22 protein-coding genes and 1 pseudogene are annotated in these 22,266 nt (G+C 71.3%); 5 read left to right on the top strand and 18 right to left on the bottom strand.

Annotation, left to right across the window (positions count from 1 at the left end; genetic code table 11):
- Position 1: 1 nt before the first annotated feature.
- The 5 genes from ruvB to pdxT form a co-directional block, all read right to left on the bottom strand.
- The gene (gene ruvB, locus GKE56_RS05180) at positions 2–1,105 is read right to left on the bottom strand and encodes a Holliday junction branch migration DNA helicase RuvB (protein WP_154683628.1); all 1,104 of its coding nucleotides are present in this window, start codon (positions 1,103–1,105) and stop codon (positions 2–4) included.
- A complete protein-coding gene (gene ruvA, locus GKE56_RS05185; protein WP_154683629.1) occupies positions 1,105–1,722 on the bottom strand; it encodes a Holliday junction branch migration protein RuvA in 618 nt (205 codons plus the stop codon). Before ruvA ends, ruvB begins: the two co-directional genes overlap by 1 nt.
- Complete coding sequence (gene ruvC / locus GKE56_RS05190) at positions 1,719–2,270, bottom strand: crossover junction endodeoxyribonuclease RuvC (protein ID WP_154683630.1); 552 nt, start codon at positions 2,268–2,270, stop codon at positions 1,719–1,721. The genes ruvA and ruvC overlap by 4 nt, the downstream gene beginning before the upstream one ends.
- A 141-nt stretch (positions 2,271–2,411) precedes the next feature.
- Positions 2,412–3,170: a YebC/PmpR family DNA-binding transcriptional regulator gene (locus GKE56_RS05195; protein WP_154683631.1), complete on the bottom strand. Its 759-nt coding sequence runs from the start codon at positions 3,168–3,170 to the stop codon at positions 2,412–2,414.
- Positions 3,167–3,787 carry a pyridoxal 5'-phosphate synthase glutaminase subunit PdxT gene (gene pdxT / locus GKE56_RS05200; RefSeq protein WP_154683632.1) on the bottom strand — a complete coding sequence of 207 codons (621 nt, stop codon included), beginning with the start codon at positions 3,785–3,787 and terminating at the stop codon, positions 3,167–3,169. Before pdxT ends, GKE56_RS05195 begins: the two co-directional genes overlap by 4 nt.
- A gap of 76 nt (positions 3,788–3,863) precedes the next feature.
- Between pdxT and GKE56_RS05205 the strand changes: the two genes are divergently transcribed.
- A complete protein-coding gene (locus tag GKE56_RS05205) occupies positions 3,864–4,403 on the top strand; it encodes a GNAT family N-acetyltransferase (protein ID WP_230209199.1) in 540 nt (179 codons plus the stop codon).
- A gap of 4 nt (positions 4,404–4,407) precedes the next feature.
- Here GKE56_RS05205 and pdxS read toward each other — a convergent pair whose 3' ends face one another.
- From pdxS to GKE56_RS05230, 6 genes and pseudogenes are all read right to left on the bottom strand, one after another.
- The gene (gene pdxS / locus GKE56_RS05210; RefSeq protein ID WP_154683633.1) at positions 4,408–5,319 is read right to left on the bottom strand and encodes a pyridoxal 5'-phosphate synthase lyase subunit PdxS; all 912 of its coding nucleotides are present in this window, start codon (positions 5,317–5,319) and stop codon (positions 4,408–4,410) included.
- A gap of 174 nt (positions 5,320–5,493) precedes the next feature.
- Positions 5,494–6,075 (bottom strand): hypothetical protein, encoded by a 582-nt coding sequence (locus tag GKE56_RS05215; RefSeq protein WP_154683634.1) that lies wholly within the window; start codon positions 6,073–6,075, stop codon positions 5,494–5,496.
- A complete protein-coding gene (locus GKE56_RS05220; protein ID WP_154683635.1) occupies positions 6,075–7,268 on the bottom strand; it encodes a glycosyltransferase family 4 protein in 1,194 nt (397 codons plus the stop codon). Before GKE56_RS05220 ends, GKE56_RS05215 begins: the two co-directional genes overlap by 1 nt.
- Before the next feature lie 13 nt (positions 7,269–7,281).
- Positions 7,282–8,181 carry a phosphatidylinositol mannoside acyltransferase gene (locus GKE56_RS05225; RefSeq protein WP_230209200.1) on the bottom strand — a complete coding sequence of 300 codons (900 nt, stop codon included), beginning with the start codon at positions 8,179–8,181 and terminating at the stop codon, positions 7,282–7,284.
- Positions 8,178–8,790: pseudogene (gene pgsA, locus GKE56_RS17220) on the bottom strand (phosphatidylinositol phosphate synthase). Before pgsA ends, GKE56_RS05225 begins: the two are co-directional and overlap by 4 nt.
- 13 nt (positions 8,791–8,803) lie before the next feature.
- On the bottom strand, positions 8,804–9,355 hold the full coding sequence (locus tag GKE56_RS05230; RefSeq protein WP_154683636.1) for an HIT domain-containing protein: 552 nt from the start codon (positions 9,353–9,355) through the stop codon (positions 8,804–8,806).
- Between the two features lie 86 nt (positions 9,356–9,441).
- On the opposite strand from GKE56_RS05230, the gene GKE56_RS05235 reads away from it, so the two are divergent.
- Positions 9,442–9,933 (top strand): GNAT family N-acetyltransferase, encoded by a 492-nt coding sequence (locus GKE56_RS05235; RefSeq protein ID WP_230209201.1) that lies wholly within the window; start codon positions 9,442–9,444, stop codon positions 9,931–9,933.
- On the opposite strand, the gene thrS is transcribed toward GKE56_RS05235, so the two are convergent.
- The 3 genes from thrS to GKE56_RS17225 form a co-directional block, all read right to left on the bottom strand.
- Positions 9,930–11,915, bottom strand: a complete 1,986-nt coding sequence (thrS, locus tag GKE56_RS05240; RefSeq protein ID WP_154683637.1) for a threonine--tRNA ligase — start codon at positions 11,913–11,915, stop codon at positions 9,930–9,932. The two genes, GKE56_RS05235 and thrS, sit on opposite strands and share 4 nt — an antisense overlap.
- A gap of 123 nt (positions 11,916–12,038) precedes the next feature.
- On the bottom strand, positions 12,039–13,277 hold the full coding sequence (locus GKE56_RS05245; protein WP_154683638.1) for an aromatic acid exporter family protein: 1,239 nt from the start codon (positions 13,275–13,277) through the stop codon (positions 12,039–12,041).
- 36 nt (positions 13,278–13,313) lie between these two features.
- Positions 13,314–13,529, bottom strand: coding sequence for a hypothetical protein (locus tag GKE56_RS17225; protein WP_230209202.1), 216 nt, complete (start codon positions 13,527–13,529; stop codon positions 13,314–13,316).
- Between the two features lie 53 nt (positions 13,530–13,582).
- Here GKE56_RS17225 and GKE56_RS17230 point away from each other — a divergent pair, with 53 nt between their 5' ends.
- Positions 13,583–14,011, top strand: a complete 429-nt coding sequence (locus tag GKE56_RS17230; RefSeq protein WP_230209203.1) for a hypothetical protein — start codon at positions 13,583–13,585, stop codon at positions 14,009–14,011.
- A 184-nt stretch (positions 14,012–14,195) separates the two neighbouring features.
- On the opposite strand, the gene GKE56_RS05255 is transcribed toward GKE56_RS17230, so the two are convergent.
- Both GKE56_RS05255 and GKE56_RS05260 read right to left on the bottom strand, forming a co-directional pair.
- Positions 14,196–15,539 (bottom strand): 3-oxoacyl-ACP reductase, encoded by a 1,344-nt coding sequence (locus GKE56_RS05255; protein WP_154683639.1) that lies wholly within the window; start codon positions 15,537–15,539, stop codon positions 14,196–14,198.
- A 1-nt stretch (position 15,540) separates the two neighbouring features.
- Positions 15,541–16,860, bottom strand: a complete 1,320-nt coding sequence (locus GKE56_RS05260; protein ID WP_154683640.1) for an acetyl-CoA C-acetyltransferase — start codon at positions 16,858–16,860, stop codon at positions 15,541–15,543.
- Positions 16,861–16,950: 90 nt separating this feature from the next.
- Here GKE56_RS05260 and GKE56_RS05265 point away from each other — a divergent pair, with 90 nt between their 5' ends.
- Positions 16,951–17,625, top strand: a complete 675-nt coding sequence (locus tag GKE56_RS05265; RefSeq protein ID WP_230209204.1) for a TetR family transcriptional regulator — start codon at positions 16,951–16,953, stop codon at positions 17,623–17,625.
- Complete coding sequence (locus GKE56_RS05270; RefSeq protein WP_154683642.1) at positions 17,622–19,547, top strand: acyl-CoA dehydrogenase; 1,926 nt, start codon at positions 17,622–17,624, stop codon at positions 19,545–19,547. Before GKE56_RS05265 ends, GKE56_RS05270 begins: the two co-directional genes overlap by 4 nt.
- A 3-nt stretch (positions 19,548–19,550) precedes the next feature.
- Here the strand turns inward: GKE56_RS05270 and GKE56_RS05275 are convergent, their stop codons facing one another.
- Positions 19,551–20,855 (bottom strand): class I SAM-dependent methyltransferase, encoded by a 1,305-nt coding sequence (locus GKE56_RS05275; protein WP_230209205.1) that lies wholly within the window; start codon positions 20,853–20,855, stop codon positions 19,551–19,553.
- Positions 20,852–22,231, bottom strand: a complete 1,380-nt coding sequence (locus GKE56_RS05280; protein WP_195908248.1) for an FAD-binding oxidoreductase — start codon at positions 22,229–22,231, stop codon at positions 20,852–20,854. Before GKE56_RS05280 ends, GKE56_RS05275 begins: the two co-directional genes overlap by 4 nt.
- Positions 22,232–22,266: the final 35 nt, after the last annotated feature.

Genomic DNA, 22,266 nt, shown 5'->3' on the forward strand with positions numbered 1-22,266 from the left:
TTCAGCCGCCGAAGCGCCCAGCCTCACCCTCGAGCGGCAGCGGCGCCTGGAGGTCGACACCGTGCGGCGGCGTGAGGCCCAGGTGGCTCCAGGCCTGCGCCGTGGCGACCCGGCCCCGGGGCGTCCGGGCGATCAGCCCCTCACGCACGAGGAACGGCTCCGCGACCGTCTCGACCGTGTCGGCCTCCTCACCCACGGCCACCGCGAGCGTCGACAGGCCGACCGGCCCTCCTGCGAAGCGGCGGCACAGGGCGTCGAGCACGGCGCGGTCGAGGCGGTCCAGACCCCGGTCGTCGACATCGAACAGCGCGAGCGCGGCGTGCGCGGCCAGCTCGTCGACGACACCCTGGCCGTGCACCTGTGCCCAGTCGCGGACGCGGCGCAGCAGCCGGTTGGCGATGCGCGGCGTGCCGCGCGACCGGCCCGCGATCTCGCTGATCCCGGCGGCGTCAGCCCGCACCCCGAGCAGCCTGGCCGACCGGTGCAGGATCGCGACGAGGTCCTCGGTCGCGTAGAAGTCGAGGTGCCCGGTGAACCCGAACCGGTCGCGCAACGGGGCCGGCAGCAAGCCGGCGCGCGTCGTCGCTCCGACGACCGTGAACGGCGGCAGCTCCAGCGGGATGGCCGTCGCGCCGGGGCCCTTGCCGACGATGACGTCGACCCGGAAGTCCTCCATGGCGAGGTAGAGCATCTCCTCGGCCGAGCGCGACATCCGGTGGATCTCGTCGAGGAAGAGCACCTCGCCCTCCATGAGCGAGGACAGCAGCGCCGCCAGGTCGCCGGCGTGCTGGATCGCCGGCCCGCTGGTGATCCGGATCGGCCGCTCGAGCTCGGCGGCCACGATCATCGCCAGGGTCGTCTTGCCGAGCCCGGGGGGCCCGGAGAACAGCACGTGGTCGGGAGCGGTGCCGCGGCGCCGGGCCGCCTCGAGCACGAGGGACAGCTGGTCGCGAACCCGCTGCTGCCCCGACAGCTCGCTCAGCCGCCGCGGGCGCAACGCTGCCTCGACGGTGCGGTCGTCGGCATCGGTGCCCGGGTCGACGATCCGCGCGGTCGCGTCGAGGGAGTCGTCCTCGTAGATCTCGGAGGAGAAGCCGTCAGCCATCAGCGCGGTCCCAGCTCGCGCAACGCGGCGCGCAGCAGGTCGGAGACGTTCGGCTCGGCTCCGGCCCCGTCAGCCCCCTCAGCCACCCGGGCGACAGCGTCCTCGGCCTGCTTGGCGGACCACCCGAGACCCACCAGGGCTTCACCGACCTGCTCGCGCCACGCCCCGCCCCGCCCAGCCGTGGCTGTGGTCGCAGACGCCGCGACCCCACCGGGCAGCACGCCGATCTTGTCGCGCAGCTCGAGGACCATGCGCTCGGCGCCCTTCTTGCCGATGCCGGGCACGGTGGTCAGGGCGGCGATGTCGGAGCCGCTGATCGCCGCGCGCACCCGGTCCGGAGCGAGCACCGAGAGCATGGCCAGCGCCAACCTGGGGCCGACGCCGGACACGGTCTGCACCACCTCGAAGATGTCCCGCTCGTCGTCGGAGCCGAAGCCGTAGAGGGTGAGGGAGTCCTCACGCACGACCAGGGTCGTCGACAGGAGCGCCTCCTGACCGTGGTGGAGGCTCGCGGCCGTGGCGGGCGTGGTGTGCAGCAGCATGCCGACTCCCCCGACCTCGACGACGACGCGGTCGAGCCCGATGGACCGGACAGGCCCCCGTACGGACGCGATCACTGGGCCACCGCCCGGTGCCCGGCAGCGGTGAGGCGCGCCCGCTCGCTGGCCGCGGCGAGGGCCAGCCGGTTCGTCGCGCCGCCGTGCCACAGGTCGCAGATCGCCAGGGCGAGGGCGTCCGCGGCATCGGCGGGCTTGGGCGCGGTCTCCATCCGCAGGATGCGGGCGACCATCGCCGTGACCTGCGCCTTGTCCGCGCGGCCCGAGCCGGTCACCGCGGCCTTGACCGAGGTGGGCGTGTGGAGGGTGACCGGCAGGCCGCGCCGTGCCGCGGCGAGCATGGGGACCGCCGACGCCTGCATGGTGGTCATCACACTCGCGACGTTGACGTCGGCGAAAACCTGCTCCACGGCCACCGCGTCGGGCTCGAACCGGTCGAGCCAGGTCTCGAGTTCGTCCTGCAGGTAGAGCAGCCGCTGGGCGGTGGGGTGACCAGGTGGAGTGCGGACCACCCCGACGGCGACCAGGCGCACGGAGCGGCCACGACCGCCCTCGACCACGCCGATACCGCAGCGGGTGAGACCGGGGTCGACCCCGAGAACTCGCACGTCGACTCTCCTTCGATCCGAACACCTGTTCGGTCAGACGCTACACAGCCCACTCGGCACTCCCCCGCACCAACACGCGCATGACCGGGCATGACCACGCATGACACGGCATACGGAGCGGAGCGTGGCCCGCGCGGCCGGTCACTCCTCGGCGTCGAGCTCGGCCAGCACCTCGTCGCTGATGTCACCGTTGGCGAAGACGTCCTGGACGTCGTCGGAGTCCTCGAGGGCCTCGATGACCCGGATCATCTTGCGCGCGCCCTCGAGGTCGAGCGGCACCTGGAGGTTGGGCACCCAGGAGGCCTCGGCCGAGTCGTAGTCGATGCCGGCCTCCTGGATTGCCTGGCGCACCGCCACGAAGTCGCTCGCCTCGGAGATGATCTCGAAGGAGTCGCCCAGGTCGTTGACCTCGTCGGCGCCGGCCTCGAGCACGATCTCGAGGATGTCGTCCTCGGTCTGGTCGCCCTTGGGCACGACCACGACGCCCTTGCGGTCGAAGACATAGGACACCGAGCCGGGGTCGGCCAGCTGTCCGCCGTTGCGCGTCAACGCGGTGCGCACCTCGGCGGCTGCCCGGTTGCGGTTGTCGGTGAGGCACTCGATCAGCACGGCCACCCCACCCGGGGCGTAGCCCTCGTAGGTGATGGTCTCCCAGTCGGAACCGCCGGCTGTCGCACCCGAGCCGCGCTTGACCGCGTTGTCGATGTTGTTGTTGGGGACCGAGGACTTCTTGGCCTTCTGGATCGCGTCGTAGAGCGTGGGGTTGCCCGTGACGTCACCACCGCCTTGACGGGCGGCGACCTCGATGTTCTTGATCAGCTTGGCGAACAGCTTGCCGCGCTTGGCATCGATCGCTGCCTTCTTGTGCTTGGTGGTCGCCCACTTGCTGTGGCCGCTCATGCCACGCCTCCCAACAGATGGTCCCTCACGATGTCGACGAACTCGGCATGGACCCGGTGGTCGCCGCTGACCTCCGGGTGGAAGGACGTGGCGAGCAGGGCCCCCTGACGAACGGCGACGATCCTACCTGCGGCGGGACCGTCCTCCACACGCGCCAGGACCTCGACGCCCTCACCGGTCTCCTCCACCCACGGCGCGCGGATGAACACCGCGCGCACGGTGCCCTCGAGGCCCCGGAAGTGGATGTCCTCCTCGAAGGAGTCGACCTGGCGGCCGAACGCGTTGCGGCGCACCGTGATGTCGAGCCCCCCGAGGGTCTGCTGGTCGGGGCGCGCGTCGGCGATGCGGTCGGCCAGCATGATCATCCCGGCGCACGAGCCGTATGCCGGCATGCCGGCTGCCAGCCGCTCGCGCAGCGGCTGGGCGAGGTCGAACGCGCGCACGAGCTTGTCCATGGTCGTCGACTCGCCGCCCGGGATGATCAGCGCGTCGACGGTGTCCAGCTCGGACTGACGGCGCACCGTGGTGGCGCGTGCACCCGCCTGCTCGACGGCATACAGGTGCTCACGCACGTCTCCCTGGACGGCCAGGACACCAATGGTGGGAACAGGACTCACCGCGCCAGCGTAGAGCCGCCCTCGGTCTCACGATCGCGTGGGGCCGGGCACTGACCCGGCGACCTAGAGTGACGCCATGGGTGAGGTGATGCGTGAGGTGATGGGCGAGGTCGTCGTTCGGAAGCGGGTGCCGCAGGACATCGCGGTGCTGGTCGAGGTGCTCGCAGCGCAGCGACCGCACACGGGCTACCCACAGAACTGGCCGCTGCCGTTCCCGGCGGAGCGCTTCATCGCGCGCTCCGACGAGGACGCCGCGTGGGCCGCCGAGCTCGACGGCCGGGTGGTCGGCCACGTCGCCGTCGAGCGGGTGCAACCGGGTCTCGAGGCCGACCTGTGGACCGCGGGGACCGGCCGGTCGCGCGAGCAGCTGGCAGCCGTGGCCGTCCTGTTCGTCGACCACACCGTCCAGGGTCGCGGCGTCGGCACGGCGCTGCTCTCGACCGCGGTCGCGGCGATCCGCGAGTCGGGCCGCACCCCGGTCCTCGACGTGGTGCAGGAGACCACCTCGGCAGTCGCGCTCTATCGACGCACCGGCTGGCAGGTGGTCGGCGAGGGTCGCCCCTCGTGGTTGCCCGCCGACCACCTGCCCGTGCTGTTCATGGTGCTGCCGGACTGAGGTGCTACCAGCCGCGCTCGGCCAGACGGTGGGGCTCGGGGATCTCGTCGACGTTGATGCCCACCATCGCCTCGCCGAGCCCGCGCGAGACCTTGGCGATGACGTCGGGGTCGTCGAAGAACGTGGTGGCCTTGACGATCGCCTCGGCGCGCTGGGCCGGGTTGCCGGACTTGAAGATGCCGGACCCGACGAAGACGCCTTCGGCGCCGAGCTGCATCATCATGGCCGCGTCGGCCGGGGTGGCGATGCCACCCGCGGTGAAGAGCACGACGGGGAGCTTGCCGGCCTCGGCGACCTCCTTGACGAGGTCGAAGGGAGCCTGGAGCTCCTTGGCGGCGACGTAGAGCTCGTCCTCGGGCAGGCCCTGGAGGCGGCGGATCTGCTGGCGGATCTGGCGCATGTGCGTCGTGGCGTTGGACACGTCACCGGTGCCGGCCTCGCCCTTGGAGCGGATCATCGCCGCACCCTCGGTGATGCGCCGCAGTGCCTCGCCGAGGTTGGTCGCGCCGCAGACGAAGGGAACCGTGAAGTTCCACTTGTCGATGTGGTTGGCGTAGTCGGCCGGGGTCAGCACCTCGGACTCGTCGATGTAGTCGACCCCGAGGGACTGCAGGACCTGGGCCTCGACGAAGTGGCCGATGCGGGCCTTGGCCATCACCGGGATCGAGACGGCCTCGATGATGCCGTCGATCATGTCGGGGTCGGACATGCGCGAGACGCCGCCCTGGGCGCGGATGTCGGCCGGCACGCGTTCGAGGGCCATCACGGCGACGGCGCCGGCGTCCTCGGCGATCTTGGCCTGCTCGGCGTTGACGACATCCATGATGACGCCACCCTTGAGCATCTCGGCCATGCCGCGCTTGACGCGCGAGGTGCCGGTGGTGGGCTGGCTGGTGGTGGTTGCGTCGGCGGACATGGGGTCCAACTCCAGATCTGTTCAGGGCGCAGCGCAGGAATCGCGCTTCGCCCTCATCGTAGTTGGTGGCCGGGACAGGCGACGCCACACCCCCGACCGGCCAGCGCCGCCGCAGCGCCGCCGCAACGCCGCCCCAGGGCCGGCCCAGAGCCGGCCCAAGCGGCCCGCGGGCGTCTACTCCCGGACAGCCGGGGGCAGCTCGTCGTCGAACTCGACGGTGCGGGGCAGGTCGGCGTGTCCGGCCAGCCGGAACACCCGCACCACCGCCTTGCGCCGCACCCGCTGGACGTCCTTGACGGCGTCGTTGTGGAAGCGTCGGGCCAGCTGCACCCGCACTCCCGCAGCCTCCACGCGCTCGAGCGCTGGCAGCCCGGGCCCCTCGCTGGCGCGCAGCTCGTCGACGACGGGCGCACTCAGGGCTGCCTGCAGGGCCAACGTGAGGTCGCTCTCGAGAACCTCCCGGCCCGCGAAGTGCTGGCCCTCGAGGAGGTCGTGCTCCAGCGCCCGCTCATTGTGCGCCTCGATGGACTCGGATGCCGCGCCGGCCAGCATGAGGGCACTGGCCGGGTCCACCGCGCCGGAGTTGGCCAGCTCGAGGGTGGCTTCGGCGCGACGGACCAGCTGGGCGTCGAGGGCCGACAGCGCCCCCTCGACACGGGCGTGCAGCCGGTCGAGCCTGGCTGCGCTGTACGACAGGTACCACGCGATCCCGAGCAGGAGCGCGACGGCCACGGCCGCCCACGTCAGGTCGTTCATCAGTCCTCGCCCCCTCGTGCCTTGCCGCGCAACAGCAGCCGGGTCCAGCGGGTGTCCGCGCCGAGGTCCGAACGCGTGCCGCCGGGGGCGTGCGTGACCGTGTCGTAGACCGCCATCACGTCTTCGGCCACCACCGACCAGTCGAACACCTGGGCCCGGCGACGCCCGACCTCGCGGAGCCGCTGCCGTTCGGCCGGGTCGGCGAGCAGGCTGCCGAGGCGACGGGCGAGATCGGCGCTGTCCTCGTTGACGAAGGTCAGCCCGGCCTGCGCGCCGTCCAGCACCCTGACGAACGGGGGCAGGTTGCTCGCGACGACCGGCGCTCCTGCGCTCATGGCCTCGACGAGCACGATGCCGAAGCTCTCTCCTCCGGTGTGCGGCGCGACGTAGACGTCGACCGACGAGAGCAGCGCCGCCTTGTCGTCGTCGCTCACCAGGCCCAGGAACTCGGTCGCGTCGGCGACCCGGCTGCTCAGCCGCTCCCGGGCTGCCGCCACGTCCCCGGGACCTGCCACGAGGAGCCGCGCACCGGGGAACCGGTCCAGAACCGCCCCCATCGCCGTGGCGAGCACCGGCAGGCCCTTGCGTGGCTCGTCGATCCGCCCCAGGAAGGCGATCGTCGGGGCCGTCTCCGTCCCGACCCATGCCGCTCGCGGCAGGGCGTCGGCGAAGCGTGCGACGTTCACGCCGTTCGGAATGACCACCGCGTCGCCCCCGAGGTGAGTGGTGACAGTGCGACGGGCGTCCTCGGAGACCGCGATGCGGCCGCTGATCTTCTCCAGGCTGGGGCGCATGAGGGGGTATGCCGCCTGCATCGCCCGGGAGCGCAGGTTGGAGGTGTGGAACGTCGCCACGACCGGGCCCTCGGCAGCCCACAGGGCAAGCACCGAGATGCTGGGCGTGACCGGCTCGTGCAGGTGCACGACGTCGAAGCCACCCCGCTCGACCCACCGCCCCACCCGCGCGGCAGTGACCGGACCGAAGCTCAGTCGGGCCACCGACCCGTTGTACCGGACCGGGACCGCGCGCCCGACTGACTCGACGTACGGCGGCAACGGGGTGTCGTCGTCGGCGGGCGCCAGGACCGAGGCGTGGTGCCCCTGCGCGAGGAAGTACTCGGCGAGGTCGCGGACGTGGAACTGCACCCCGCCCGGGACGTCGAACGAGTACGGGCAGACGAGTCCGATCCTCATGTGAGCACGGTCATCACGTGAACACCCGCTGCAGCATGTGCCAGTCCTCGGTGTGTTCGCGGATCGCCGCGCCCAGGACGTCGGCACAGCTCTGGGTCAGCGCGGTGGCCTTGGCGCGGGTCGTGCCCGTGGTGGGTGCCTCGACGCGCGGGTGGAAGGTGATGACGACCCGGTGCCGCCACGACGACCCGGGGAGCGGCTCGTAGTGGATCGACACAGGGAACAACGCGGCCCCGGTGGCCAGGGCCAGCGCGGCTGGGCCCGCAGCCATCCGGGCGCGGTGGCCGCAGAGGTCGACGTCGATCCCGCGCGCGGTGAGGTCGCGGTCGGCCAACAGCGGCATCACCACCGGCGAGGTCAGGTGTGCCCGCAGCTCGGCGAAGACGTCTCCCCCGCCGGTGAGCGGCAGGATCGTCATGCCGAGCGACTCGCGGAAGGCGAGGAACTCGGCATACACCGACTCCGGCTTGAGCCGCTCGGCCACGGTGACGACCGGCCCGAGCTCGCGCGCGCCCCAAGCCCCGGCCACGTCCCAGTTGCCGAGGTGGCCCAGGAAGCACAGAGCGGGCCGTCCAGCGGTCAGCTCGGCGCGGACGGGCTCGTCCCCCTCGACGCGCACCGCGGCCCGGATCTGCTCGGCGCTGCGATCGGGCAGCCGGAACGCCTCGCAGTAGTAGCGCAGGTAGGACCGCATGCCGGCGCGGACGAGCTCGTCGAGCTCGCCGTCGGTGAGCTCGGGCCGCACCAGGGCGTAGTTGCTGCGCAGCCGCTGGACTCCCTTGCCGCCGCGGGCGACCGTGACGTCGGCCAGCTGGTCGAAGGCGGCGTATGCCGCGCGCTCGGGCAGGCGGCGCACCGCACCCCACCCGAGGCGGTAGCTTCCGACGGCAAGCGCGTCGGCCACAGCGCTCACGCCGCGCCCAGGGCCTGCTTGCGCACAGTCAGGACGCGCTGGACGACGGTGACGAGGCTGGCGACGGCGAGCAGGGCCAGCACGATCGCGAGGACGACCTCGGGCAGCCCGAGCCCGACGAGGCCGGTCGTCACCAGTACGGCGACGAGTCGGTCGGCGCGTTCGGCGATACCGACGTTCGCGGTCATGCCGAGCCCCTCGGCGCGTGCCTTGGCATAGGAGACGACGCTGCCCAGGATGAGGCACGCCAGCGCGAGCCCGGCCATGAGGAAGTCGTTTCCGCTGCCGGCGTACCAGAGGACGAGGCCGCCGAAGATCGCGGAGTCGCCGACCCGGTCGAGGGTGGAGTCGAGGTAGGCCCCCCCAGTTGCCGGAACGGCCGGACATCCGGGCCATCACCCCGTCGACGGTGTCGGAGAACACGAACACGGCGATGACGACGGTGCCCCAGAAGAACTCGTGGCGGGGGTAGAACGCGAGTGCACCGATCGTCACCCCGAGCGTGCCGACGATGGTCACTACGTCGGGGCTGACCCCGAGCGAGAGCAGGAGTCTGGCGACGGGGGTGAAGATCCGGGTGAAGAGCGCGCGTGCGTACTTGTTGAGCATGGTGGGCCTCAGCCTACTGAGCCCTCGTCGGCCAAGCCGCGGCGATCCGCGAACGGACGTCCTCGAGGAGCATCGGCAGCGCCTTGGTCTGGGCGATCACCGGCAGGAAGTTCGAGTCCCCGCCCCACCGCGGGACGATGTGCTGGTGCAGGTGTGCCTGCACGCCGGCGCCGGCGACCCCGCCCTGGTTCATGCCGATGTTGTAGCCGTGCGGCGCCGATGCCTCGTCGATGGCCGCGATCGCGTGCTTGGTGAGCGCCGTGAACTCGGTCGTCTCGTCGTCCGTGAGGTCGACGTAGAGGGAGACGTGGCGGTAGGGACAGACCAACACGTGGCCGGGGTTGTACGGGAAGAGGTTCATGACCACGTAGCACAGCTCACCCCGGTGGACGATGAGGCCGCCCTCGTCGTCCCGGCCCGGTGCAGCGCAGAAGGGACACCCCTCGCCCGCATCCTGGCTCGGCCGCTCGCCGGTCACGTAGGCCATCCGGTGCGGTGTCCAGAGCCGCTCGAAGCCGTCCTTCACCCCCGCGAAGTCGGTGTCCGGTTCGAGTGCATCGCTCATGGTCAGCGATCCTAGGACGCCCCTCGTCGCTCCCGCCGCAGTCAGCCTCAGGTTTTGCGGTGGCATCCAGCGGGCAGAGACGAAATGTGCCCTCGGATGCCTCCGAACCGGAGGACCCCTCGATACGTTCTGCCGCCGCGGACGACGCTGCCGACATCGCCGAGCTCCTGTGGACCATCCGCATCGGGACGCTCCCTCACATCCCACCGATGGTGCACACCAGGGACAGAGTCGAGCCTTTCGTCAAGGAGGTGCTGCTGCCCCATTTCGAGGTCTGGGTCGCCGACACCGAGGCCGGCCCGGTGGGGTTCATGGCCCTGATGGCCCCCGACCAGCTCGGCCACCTGTACATCGCCGCACCCCATCGCGACCGCGGGCTCGGCTCGCGCTTCGTGGCGCTGGCCCAGGATCGGTACCCGGAGGGCCTCCAGCTCTGGACGTTCCAGAGCAACCGTGCGGCGCAGCGCTTCTACGAACGCCACGGCTTCGTCGCGGTCGAGTGGACCGACGGGCAGAACGAGGAGGGCGCCCCGGACGTCCGGATGGAGTGGCGCCCGGCAAGCTCCGGGCGTCCCTAGACCTGCGTGCGCGACTCGACGGCGGCAACGACCTCGGCGATGGCCTCGGCTACCGGGACGCCGTTCTTCTGGGAACCGTCGCGGTACCGGAACGACACCGCGCCCGCGCTGCGGTCCTCTTCACCGGCGATCAGCACGAACGGCACCCTCGACTTGGAGGCATTGCGGATCTTCTTGGGGAACCGGTCGTCGGTGTCGTCGATCTCGACGCGAATCCCCTTGCGCCGCAACTGGTCCGCGACCTCGTGGAGGTAGGTCGAGAACTCCTCGGCGACTGGGATGCCGAGCACCTGGACCGGCGACAGCCAGGGCGGGAACGCGCCGGCGTAGTGCTCCACGAGGACTCCGAGGAACCGCTCGATCGAGCCGAACTTGGCCGAGTGGATCATCACGGGCTGCTGACGCGACCCGTCGGCGGCCTGGTACTCGAGACCGAACCGCTCAGGCTGGTTGAAGTCGTACTGGATGGTCGACATCTGCCAGGTGCGGCCGATCGCGTCACGGGCCTGGACCGAGATCTTGGGGCCGTAGTAGGCCGCACCGCCGGGGTCGGGCACGAGCTCGAGCCCGGACTCGACGGCGACCCGCTCGAGGACCGCGGTGGCGACCTCCCACTGCTCGTCGGAGCCGATGAACTTGGTGCTCTTCTCGCCCTCGGTGTCGCGGGTGGACAGCTCGAGGTAGAAGTCGTCCATGCCGAAGTCACGCAACAGCGAGAGCACGAAGTCGAGCAGGTGCTTGATCTCGCCGGGCGCCTGCTCCTTGGTGACGTAGGAGTGCGAGTCGTCCTGGGCGAACCCGCGCACGCGGGTCAGACCGTGCACGACCCCGGACTTCTCGTTGCGGTAGACGTGCCCGAACTCGAACAGCCGCAACGGCAGCTCGCGGTAGGACCGGCCGCGGGAGCGGAAGATGAGGTTGTGCATCGGGCAGTTCATCGCCTTGAGGCGGTAGTCGGTGCCGTCGACGTCGAAGGGCGGGAACATGCCCTCGCCGTAGTAAGGCAGGTGCCCAGAGGTGTGGAACAGCTGTTCCTTGGCGATGTGCGGGGTCCCGACGTACTCGAAGCCCTCCTGGATGTGCCGGTCGCGGACGTAGTCCTCCATGACCCGCTTGATCACGCCACCCTTGGGGTGGAAGACGGGCAGACCTGACCCGAGCTCCTCGGGGAAGCTGAACAGGTCCTGCTCCTGGCCGATCTTCCGGTGGTCGCGCCGTTCGGCCTCGGCCTGCCGCTCGAGGTAGGCCTTGAGGTCGTCCTTGGTCGGCCACGCCGTGCCGTACACACGCTGGAGCTGCGGGTTCTTCTCGCTGCCGCGCCAGTAGGCCCCACCGCTGCGCATGAGCTTGAACGCGTTGCCGAGCACCTTGGTCGACGGCACGTGCGGACCGCGGCACAGGTCGCCCCAGGCCCGGCTCCCGTCGCGGCGCACGTTGTCGTAGATGGTCAGCTGCGCGCCGCCCACCTCGACGTCGGCCCCTTCGGCCTGGTCCCCCGCTCCCCCGCCCTTGAGGCCGATCAGCTCGACCTTGTACGGCTCGTCGGCGAGCTCGACCGCGGCCTGCGCGTCGCTGACCTCGCGGCGCACGAAGGTCTGGCCCTCGTTGACGATCCGCTGCATGACCTTCTCGAGGGCCTTGAGGTCCTCGGGGGTGAACGGGTCCTCGACGTCGAAGTCGTAGTAGAAGCCGTCGCGCACCGGCGGGCCGATGCCGAGCCTCGCCTTGGGGTTGACCTCCTGGACCGCCTGCGCCAGCACGTGGGCGGCACTGTGCCGCAACACGTCGAGCCCGTCCTGCTCCTGGGCGGTCACCGGCTCGACGGAGTCGCCGTCGACGAGCGGGTGTGCGAGGTCTCGCAGCTCACCGTTGACGCGGGCGACGAGAACGGCGCGGTCGCCCTCGAACAGGTCGGCGCACGTCGTCTGCTCCGGCACCGATCGCTCGCTTCCGGAGACGATGACGGTGATCTGGGCAGGCACGGGCACTCCTGGTGGCACGAGGACGGGGTATGCCGCGGACGGAGGTCCGCGCGCGGCATACCGATGGTATCGGCCACCCGCGGCCGCTCGCGCGGCAGTTGTTCGCCCCAGCCGGGCACGTGGTCAGGGCGACGTGTCCTCAGGCTCGGACCAGAGCCGGAGCGCCTCGGGCGCCGGGCGCCGGATCGGCCCGCTGTCGGTGGGCATCACCGCTCTGCCGCCATGCACCTCGAGCTCACGGACCAGCCGCTGGCCGTCGAGGAGGAGGGCGCCGTACGCGGGCCAGGCGCGAGGGTCGTCCAGCTCGGTCGTGCGGACCTTCTCGCCCAGACGATCCAGGGTCGCGGCGGCATGCCGCAGGCAGTCGCGGACCACGGTGCGCTCGGTCTCGTCGGCGAGGCCGAAGTGGCCGAGCGCCTGGGCTATGTCGTCGAGCACCCCCGCGTACTCGTCGACGAAGGCCGGGGACGGGGCGGGCTGGGCCTCCTCGTCGTCGGCGGCGTCGACCAGCGTGCGAGCGATTCCCGAGATCTGCCACTGGCTGCGGCGGATGGCCTCGACGGTCTCGGCATACCCGGCCCAGTCGACGTCGAGGGGTCGCAGGTTGTCGCGAAGGTTGAACTTCGTGCTCTCCACTCCCGTCTCGATCTCCGCGCGGATGCTCGGGGCCAGGGCGATGAGCTCGGTGCTCACGTCGTACCACCGGCGGGCCGCGTCGGCGTCCCACCCCTCGCGTAGCCCGGCACTGATGTCGTTGAGGAGCTCGCAGACGCGCTTGGTCAGCAGCTGGATCTGCTCGCGGGGCTTGTGGACGTGCAGCGGGGCGAGGACCACGGCGTTGGTCAGCACCCCGATGACCCCGCCGACGACCGTCTCGACGATGGCGAGGTAGGTGAACTGGGTGTTGGTACCACCCAGCGTGAGCAGCGACAGGAGCGCCATCGCCGGAACCTGGATGCCGTGGTCGCCCAGCCTGCGCCACCGCGCGATGAGCAGCGCGAGGTAGATGACCGGGAGCATGCTCCACCAGTGCACGCCCACCAGGGAGCCGACGAGCCAGGCGGCACTCATGCCCACGACGACCGCGACGACGCGCTGCGCGCTGGCCCACAGGGAGCGGACCATGGTGCGGTCGACCACGAGCAGCGCCGCCATCGGGGCGTAGAACGGCGAGGGGCTGTGCAGGACCCGCACGGCGAACTGCCAGGCGATGACGGTGGCCAGTGCCGCCTTGAGCATGAGCAGGGCTGCGTCGCGCTCGGTGCCTCGCTCGGTCAGTGCGCGACGAGCGATTCCGGCGGCGCGGGCCACGGAGGCCACCGCCCAGGCAGGGGACGGCGGTGACGCCTGCTCATTGGCCATCTAGCCACGTTAGGCACCCCGGCTCGGCACCTCAAGTCAGGCGCTGAGTCCTGGCTGAAAGGTGAGCACGAGGTGGTTGGTCGCCACGTCCTTGGCAGAGCGAAGCCCGACGAGGGCCGGCTCCGCGCGGTCGTCCACGACGACTTCGACCGTGCTCGGCACGAGCACTGGCTTCTGGAACCAGACGTGGGAGGTGCCGGGCCCGGAGGTCTGCGGCCCGAGCACTGCCAGCGCGCGGGCATACGTCCACATCCCGTGGGCGATCGCCCGGGGAAGCCCATGGTCCGGGCGGGGAGCCGGTGCAGGTGGATCGGGTTGACGTCACCGGACACCGCGGCATACCGGCGGCCGATGTCCTCGGGGACGCGAACCACTGCGGCACCCGCGCCACCGGGAAGCGGCCGCAGCATCGGCGCGCTCGGACGCGCCGGACCCTCCACCTGCGCGGGGGCACCGGTGCGCCCGCGGCGCAGGTAGGTGCTGCGTCCCTCCCAGACCCGCTCGCCGTCGACGTCCACCACGGTCACGAGGTCGACCACGGTGCCCTTCGGATGCGCCCGCAGCTGCTCGGCACTGACCGTGAGGTCGACCAGGTCGTCAGCCGTGAGCCGGCGATGGACGGTGACCTGGTTCTCCAGGTGGACGAGGCCGGGCAGCGCCAGGGGAAAGGCGCGGTCGGCCATGAGCTGCACCTGCAGGGGGAACCCGAGTACGTGCGGGTAGGGGTGAGGTAGCACGTCGCCGCCCGTGAAACGGCAGATCCGTTGGTACGCCAGGAGGTGGTCGCGGTCGACTCGCACCCCGGCTCGTCTCAGCGCGTATGCCGGGAGGTCGCCGCCGCGCCCGCGCTGGGTCAGCGCCGCCTTGGCGAACAGCCGCGGGAGGGAAGGGCTCTCGTACAGGTAGCGGACGCTCACCTCAGGCCCCCAGCAGGCTCTGGCCGCAGACTCGGACCACGTTGCCGGTGACGGCGGCATTGGCGTCCTGGCTGAACCAGGCGATCGTCTCGGCGACGTCGACCGGCAGGCCGCCCTGGTTGAGCGAGTTGAGCAGCCGTCCGACCTCGCGGGTGGCGAAGGGCACCTTGGCCGTCATCTCGGTCTCGATGAAGCCCGGGGCGACGGCGTTCACCGTGATGGCACGGCGTCGCAGGTCCGGGTCTGCGGAGAGGGCGTCGACCAGGCCGATGACCCCAGCCTTCGAGGCGGCGTAGTTCGTCTGGCCACGGTTGCCGGCGATGCCCGCGATGGAGGACACCAGGACGACGTGGCCGTGGTCGCGAACCCCGTCGGCGCCGAGGAGAACCTCGTTCATGCGCAGGATGGAGCCGAGGTTGACGTCGAGGACCGACCCCCACCGGGCATCGTCCATGTTGGCGAACAGCTTGTCGCGGGTGATCCCCGCGTTGTGCACGACGATGTCGAGGCCGCCGTGCCGCGTCGTGGCGTGCTCGAGAATCCGGCCCCCGGCGTCCGGGGCCGTCACGTCGAGCTGGAGCGCCGTGCCGCCCACCCCGTTGGCGGTGCGCGTGAGGGCGTCGCCGGCGGCGGGCACGTCGACGCACACGACGGTCGCGCCGTCGCGGGCGAGGACGTCGGCGATGGCGGCGCCGATCCCCCGTGCGGCACCGGTCACCACGGCGACCTTGCCGTCGAGCGGACGGGCCCAGCTGGTGGGCTCGATGGGTGACCCCGCGCCGACCCGGACCACCTGGCCGTCGACGTATGCCGAACGGCCGGACAGCAGGAAGCGCAGCGCCGCGTCGGCGCCCGCATCGGCGCCCTCCTCGACGAGGACGAGGTTCGCCGTGGCACCGGAGCGGAGCTCCTTGCCGATGGAGCGGGTGATGCCCTCGAGGGCACGCCGGGTGGCGGCCTGCGCCGGGTCGGCCGCGCTCGCATGCGGACGACCGACGACGACGACCCGACCGCTGGGCAGCAGTCCCTTCACCGCAGGGGCGACGAGCGTGCGCAAGACGTCCAGGTCCTGTGGGGTCGAGGCCTGCGTCAGGTCAGCGACCACGGCAGCGACCGGATATCCCGAGGCCACCTCGTCGACGGTGTCGACCCGCTCGACCTTGAGCAGGTCGCGCACCCGCGCCGAGACCGGAGCCTCGCCCAGCCCACCGACGAGGACGGGGCCGTCGACGAGAGGGGCGTCGGCGGCATACCGGCGAAGGGTGGTCGGGCGGGGCAGTCCGAGCTGGGCAGCCAGCCGCTTGCCGACCGGGCTGGTGACCAGGCCCGCGTAGGCGCCCGCCATGTCAGGCCGCCTCGAGGATCGCCATGACGCCCTGGCCGCCGGCGGCGCAGATCGAGATGAGGCCCCGGGACCCCGAGCCGCGCTCGTGGAGCATCTTGGCCAACGAGGCCACGATGCGCCCGCCGGTCGCGGCGAACGGGTGGCCGGCCGCCAGGGACGAGCCGTTGACATTGAGCTTGCTGCGGTCGAGGGGCCCGATCGGCGCGTCGAGCCCGAGCCGGTCGCGGCAGAACTCCTCGCTCTCCCAGGCCGCGAGCGTCGACAGGACGGTCGACGCGAACGCCTCGTGGATCTCGACCAGGTCGAAGTCCTGGAGCTTCATGCCCTGACGGTCGAGCAGGTGCGGCAGCGCGTACGCGGGAGCCATGAGCAGGCCCTCGCGCCCGGTGACGTAGTCGACGGCAGCAGTCTGGGCGTCGACCAGGTGCGCGAGCACCGGGAGGCCGTGCGCCGCAGCCCACTCGTCGGAACCGAGCAGGACCGCCGAGGCCCCGTCGGTCAGCGGCGTCGAGTTGCCTGCCGTCATCGTGGCGCCCTCGCTCGTGCCGTCAGGGTTCAGCCCGAACACCGGGCGCAGGGTCGCCAGCTTCTCGACGGAGGAGTCGGGGCGCAGGTTCTGGTCGCGGGTCAGCCCGAGGAACGGGGTCAGCAGGTCGTCGAAGAAGCCGCGGTCGTAGGCGGCCCCGAGGTTGTGGTGGGAGGCCGCGGCTAGCTCGTCCTGGGCTGCACGGGTGATCCCCCACTGGGCGGCGGTCTGGGCCATGTGGTCACCCATGGACAGCCCGGTCCGGGGCTCGACGTTGCGCGGGATCTCCGGGACCAGCTGGCCTGGGCGCAACCCCGAGAGAGCCTTGAGGCGCTGCCCGGGGGTCTTGGCGCGGTTGAGCCCCAGCAGCGTCTCCCGCAGCCCCTCGTTGACGGCGATGGGCGCGTCCGAGGCGGTGTCGGTGCCGCCGGCGATGCCGCAGTCGATCTGGCCAAGGGCGATCTTGTTCGCCACGAGGATCGCCGCCTCGAGCCCGGTGCCACAGGCCTGCTGGACGTCGTAGGCCGGCGTCGTCGGCGACAGGCTCGAACCGAGCACCGACTCACGGGTGAGGTTGAAGTCGCGGCTGTGCTTGAGCACCGCGCCCGCGACGACCTCGCCGAGCTGCTCCCCAGCCAGCCCGTGCCGGGCCACGAGACCCTCGAGCGCAGCGGTGAGCATGTCCTGGTTCGACGCCTTGGCGTAGGGGCCGTTGGCGCGCGCGAACGGAATCCGGTTGCCCCCGATGACGGCGGCGCGACGCGGCTGGGCGGACGAGCGGGCTGAGGGTGCCACGGAGTGCTCCTAGAAGTCGTGAACAACGTGTCGTGAATAACTGATACTGACGGTAGCAGGTACGGAAAGTACCTGCTACCGTCGCTGACTGTGACCACCACCACCGACGGCCGGAGCACCCGCTGGGACGGGCACCGCGAGACGCGGCGCCGCGAGCTCGTCGAGGCCACGGTGCGCGCCATCCGTGAGCACGGCGCGGGCGTCGGCATGGACGACATCGCGTCCGCGGCCGGGACCTCCAAGACCGTGATCTACCGCCACTTCACCGACCGCCAGGGCCTGTATGCCGCCGTGTCCGAGAGCGTGGACACGCGCATCCTGCGCACCATCGGACAGGCGCTGGGCGCCTCGGGCGGCAACCTCGCCACCGTCCGCAGCTCGCCCCGTGCGCTGGTGTCCGCCGCGATCGACTCGTACCTCACGCTCGTCGAGAAGGATCCGGAGGTCTACCGGTTCGTCGTCACCGCTCCCCTGCTCGACCGACCGGGCGGCGACCCGGCGGCTCCGGTCACCGACCACATCGCGGCGCAGATGTCCGAGCTCATCGGCGCGGCCCTCAGCGCCAGCGGCCGAGACCGCACCGCCGCACCGGTGTGGGGCGCCGGGGTCGTGGGCATGGTCCGCGCCGCCGCCGACCACTGGCTCGCGGAACCGCCTGGGCGCACCCGGATCACCCGCACCGCCCTCACCGAACAGCTCACCGACCTGGCATGGAGCGGACTGTCCGCCGCCTGGCCCGACCACCCCCCGCAGGAGGACTCATGACCGACCTCAGCACCGCCTTGCAGCGCAGCCTCGACGGACGTTGGGCCGCCATCCGCGACGAGACCCGAAAGGAGCTCAACCCGGAGCGGTTCGCCCCGCCGAGCGGGTGGCTCAGCCTCGAGGACTACCGCGCCCGCATCGCCGACCAGGTGCAGGGCATCGCCGAGACCGGACACGCGGCCCGCGGGTTCCCGGTGGAGATGGGCGGGAACGGCGACCTCGGCGGATCGGTCACCGCGTTCGAGATGCTCGGGCACGCCGACCTCTCGCTCATGGTCAAGGCCGGGGTCCACTGGGGTCTGTTCGGTGGCGCCGTCGCGAACCTCGGCACGAAGCGCCACCACGCGGCATACCTGCCGTCGATCATCGACGCCAGCCTTCCCGGGTGCTTCGCGATGACCGAGACCGGTCACGGCTCCGACGTGCAGTCGCTCGGCACTACGGCGACCTACGACCCGGCCACCGACGAGCTGGTCGTGCACACCCCTGACCTGCGCTCCCGCAAGGACTACATCGGAGGCGCCGCCCGCGACGGGCGGATGGCCGCGGTCTTCGCCCAGCTCGTCACCGGCGGCGAGTCCCACGGGGTGCACTGCGTGCTCGTGCCGATCCGGGACGACGCCGGCGCTGCGATGCCCGGCGTGACGATCGGCGACTGCGGCCCGAAGGCCGGCCTCGCCGGCGTCGACAACGGCCGGCTCAGCTTCGACCACGTGCGCGTGCCCCGCACCAACCTGCTCAACAGGTACGGCGACATCGACGAGCAGGGTCGTTACACCTCGCCCATCGAGAACCAGACCCGGCGGTTCTTCACCATGCTGGGCACCCTGGTCCGGGGCCGGATCAGCGTGGCCGGCGGGGCGGGGGCGGCCACTCGCACCGCGCTCACCCTGGCGATCACGTATGCCGGTCACCGCCGCCAGTTCGCCCCTCCCGGCGCCAGCGACGAGGTGCTGCTCCTGGACTACCGCACCCACCAGCGCAAGCTCCTGCCCGCGCTCGCGAAGTCCTACGCCCTCCAGTTCGCCCAGAACGAGCTGGTCGCGCTCATGCACGACGTGCAGGTCTCGGGTGAGGAGGTCGAGGAGCACCAGCAGCGCGAGCTCGAGGCCAGGGCCGCAGGGATCAAGGCCGTCGCCACGGCGCACGCCACGGCGACCATCCAGACCTGCCGTGAGGCCTGCGGCGGAGCGGGCTACCTCGCGGTCAACCGACTGCCGGCCCTCAAGGCCGACACGGACGTCTTCACGACCTTCGAGGGCGACAACACCGTGCTGCTCCAGCTGGTCGCGAAGGGGCTGCTGACGGACTACCGCGACAGCTTCGGCGACCTCGACACGCTCGGGATGGTCCGCTTCGGCGCCCGTCAGTTCGCCGGTGCCGTGATCGAGCGGACCGCCGCGCGCGGCCTGGTCCACCGACTCATCGAGTCCACACCCGGTCGCGACAGCGAGAAGGGCCCGCTGGACCGCGGCTGGCAGCTCGACCTGTTCGAGGACCGCGAACGCCACCTGCTCGAGACGGTCGCGCTGCGACTGCGCAAGGCCGGCAAGCCCGACGCCGACCTGTTCGCCGTGTTCAACGACGCCCAGGACCACGTCGTGGCTGCCGCCCGGGCCCACGTCGACCGGACCATCCTCGAGTCGTTCGTCACCGGGATCGAGACGTGCACCGACCCCGCTGCGAGAGAGCTCCTCGAGCGGGTCTGCGACCTCTACGCGCTGCACACCATCGAGGCCGACAAGGGCTGGTTCCTCGAGCACGGCCGCATCACCCCGGCGCGCAGCAAGCAGGTGACTGCCACGGTGAACGACCTGTGTGCGGCGCTGCGGCCGCACGCCCAGGACCTCGTCGACGCGTTCGGGATCCCGCAGGCGTGGCTGGCCAGCGAGCTGCTCGACCCGATCGAGACCACGAGGTGAGGGCTACGCCTCCCACCAGGGACGCAGCGGAAGCCCAGCCGAGCCACGCTCGTCCAGCTTGACGGCCAGCACCTGGTGGAGCTGCACCCCGTTGCGCTCGAACCCGACCCGCGAGCCGGCCATGTACAGGCCCCAGACCCGGGCGGTGGCCTCCCCCACCTCCTCGACGCAGGCGTCCCAGTTGTCGCGCAGGTTGGTGCACCACCCGGCGAGGGTCTGGGCGTAGTGCTCGCGGAGGTTCTCCTCGTGACGCACCTCAAGGCCCACGTCCTGCACGGCGGCGATGATCGTGCCCGAGCCGGTGAGCTCGCCGTCGGGGAAGACGTAGCGGTCGATGAACGCGCCGGTCGACGACCTGCGGTTGTCGGGTCGGGTGATGCAGTGGTTGAGCAGCAGGCCGCCGACACGCAGCCGGTCGTTGATGAAACGGAAGTACGACGGGTAGTTCCGGATGCCGATGTGCTCGGTGAGGCCGATCGACGACACGGCGTCGAACCCGGTCTCGCTCACGTCGCGGTAGTCGCTGTGGCGCACCTCGGCGAGGTGGCCAAGACCCTCTGCGGCGATGGCCTCCTGCGCCCAGGTCGCCTGCTCGCGCGAGAGGGTGGCGCCAATCACGCGCACCCCGCGCCGCGCGGCATACCGGACCATGCCGCCCCAGCCACAGCCGATGTCGAGCAGCCGGTCGCCCTCCTTGAGGCGCAGCTTGTCGAAGACCAGGCGGTACTTGTTCTCCTGCGCCTCCTCGAGGGTCGCGCCCTCGTGGGGGTAGCAGGCACACGTGTAGGTCATCGACGGGCCGAGGACGCGCTCGTAGAACGCGTTGGAGACGTCGTAGTGGTGGTGGATGGCCTCGGCGTCACGAGTCCTGCTGTGCCGCATGCCTTCCGCCACGCGGCGCCACCGCGGCAGCGCCTCCTGCGGGGGCGGCGGCGGGGGCTTGAGCAGCTCGACGCCGAGCGACCTCGCGATCGCGGCCACGGTCCTCGGTGGGGGCATCCGGAAGTGCACCTCGCCCAAGGCGTTGAGCAGTTCGTAGGGATCGCCGGGGTGCACCCCGATGACGTCGAGGTCACCGGCGACGTACGCCCTGGCCATGCCGAGGTCGCCGGGGGCGGTGGCGAGGTAGCTCGCCCCCCGCGGCGACTTGAGATGCAGCCCGTATGCCGCCTGGGCCGGCCCCGTGGCGGACCCGTCGTAGGCGGTGAAGCGCAACGGAACCTCGCCCGCGGTCACGGTGTCGAGGATCTGGGCCATCGACATCCGCTCGGTCGAGGAGTCGGGTCGGTTCGTCCGAAGGATCGTCACTTGCGAAGCACCGCCTTGGAGTAGAGGTCGAGCAGTCGGGAATCGGGGTCATATCGGCGTTTCAGCTCGGCATAGGCGTCGCCGCCGTAGAGCCGCCAGAACTGGTCCTGGTCATAGAAGGAGTCGGAGTAGAGCGACTTGTGGCCGTCCAGGGCGGTGACCTGTGCCTCGATGAGTCGGTTGGCGGCGCCGGGGTCACCGTCGGCATCACGCGGCACGCTCGACCAGAAGCCGACGTTGACGTAGGTCTCGCCGGGTCGCAGCGGGTAGAGCGGCCAGTGGTCGCGACTGCGCACAGGACACAGCCAGATCGGCTCGATGGGGATCTCGCGCAGGAACCAGTGGACGAACTCCGCAGTGCGCCCCAGCGGCACCTCGATGTCCTGGACGACGCGCTCGCGTGGGGGCTGGCCTCGCCGGGCCTCGATCCGGTCGGCAATGCCGTAGCGATGGTCGAGGGCGATGAGCTTCCAGTAGGTCGAGCTGCGGCGGTAGCGCCGGGGCCAGAGCCGGCGGATCCGGGGGTCCTGGGCACCGAACGCGCGGCTGCACCAGAACCAGTCGGTGTCCCAGCGCCAGAGGTAGTCGTGGATCGTCAGGCGGTCGGTCTTGGGCTCTGGCGAGTCGTGCTGGATCGACCGGTAGAAGATCTGCTGGCCGGTGTAGTCGCTCGCCGGGCCGGGCTCGGCAGTCTGGGTGCCCAGCGTCAGGTAGGCCTCGGTGGCCGAGAAGACGACCCCGTCGACGTAGTCGACCCGCACACCGTCGTGCTGCGCGGTGTCGACCACCTGGCCGAGGGTGTCCACGAGGTGCTCGAGGTCGTGGAACCGCACGTGACGCAGCGCGACGAACGGCAACGTGGGCTCCAGCGCGATGCGCAGGCGGGTGGCGTAGCCGAGGGTGCCGTAGGAGTTGGGAAAGCCGTGGAAGAGGTCGGCGTGCGGTCCGTCCGGGGCGGCGGTGACGATCTCGCCGGAGCCGGTGAGGATGTCCATCTCGAGGACCGACTCGTGCGGCAGCCCGCTGCGGAACGAGGTCGACTCGATGCCCAGACCGGTGACCGCACCGCCCAGCGTGATCGTCTTCAGCTGGGGCACGACCAACGGGGCCAACCCGTGCGCCAGCGTCGCGTCGACCAGGTGCTCGTAGGTGCACATGCCCTGCACGTCGGCGGTGCGCGCCTGCAGGTCGATGGTGATGACGCCGTCGAGCGACGAGACGTCGAGACCGGGGGCGCTGGTGGCGGAACGGGCCCGGAAGAGGTTGGACGTCTTCTTGGCGAGTCGGACCGGGGCATCGCGCGGGATCGCGCGGTAGCTCGCGGCAAGTCGTTCGACCGCGCGCTCGTGTGTCCCCGGCTCCTGCAGCAGCACCACGATTCGACCCTATGCCGCCGCGCCCGCCGGCGTCA

The sequence above is a fragment of the Nostocoides sp. HKS02 genome, assembly GCF_009707485.1.
GTDB lineage: Bacteria > Actinomycetota > Actinomycetes > Actinomycetales > Dermatophilaceae > Pedococcus.